This window comes from Noviherbaspirillum sp. ST9, assembly GCF_048799745.1.
In the GTDB taxonomy this organism is placed as follows: Bacteria; Pseudomonadota; Gammaproteobacteria; order Burkholderiales; family Burkholderiaceae_D; genus Noviherbaspirillum.
This window is the reverse complement of sequence record NZ_JBLWFR010000118.1, coordinates 1-627: the sequence shown is the minus strand read 5'-3', so window position 1 is coordinate 627 and position 627 is coordinate 1. Positions and strand designations below refer to the sequence as shown.

1 protein-coding gene is annotated in these 627 nt (G+C 47.4%); it reads left to right on the top strand.

What is annotated here, in order from left to right; translation table 11 throughout:
* Positions 1-405 precede the first annotated feature (405 nt).
* Positions 406-627: hypothetical protein (locus ACNOHI_RS25075; RefSeq protein ID WP_420477445.1), on the top strand; the 222-nt coding region annotated here is incomplete at its 3' end.

Sequence of the window (627 nt, the reverse complement as noted above, 5' to 3'; positions counted from 1 at the left end):
TGCTCCCGTAGGCACGACGGCGAGTACATATGGTCTAATGTCATCTGCTGATAAAGTAAAGTTGGATAACATATATCCGAGTCCTACTCCTACTAACGGTTATGTGTTGACATGGGATGGTACCGCGTTAAAACCTGTTTGGTCGGCATCAAGCGGGGGCGGAGGTAGTATTACGGGAATAGGATATAACTACACAGTTGCGACCGATCAATACAACGCTTATGTTAGCCTAAGTGGTACTGCCTACAAGGCCCCTATCCCCGTGCTGACAGATGCCAATGTTACTACGGATCCTGGACTGATGATAAAGGCAGATAAGACTAAACTCTCACGGATACCTGCTATTAGCGCAGGACCGACAGCGGTTGGACAGATTCTTGTAACCGCATCAACAACATCATCTAGTTGGCAACACCCAGTCTTTCGTACACGGCTGCAAATAATTCTGGCTCACTGAAGTTGGGATTAGTTAGTGCTGATTATCCAGTAACTTTGCCTCAAGCCGTGCCATCTACTACTGCTGCCGGGACGGATGGTACAGCCGGCCTCCTAAATGCAAACGATAAGTATAAATTAAACAACACACTTCCTCTTCCAACAACAGCCGGGCAGGTGTTGACTTCAAAG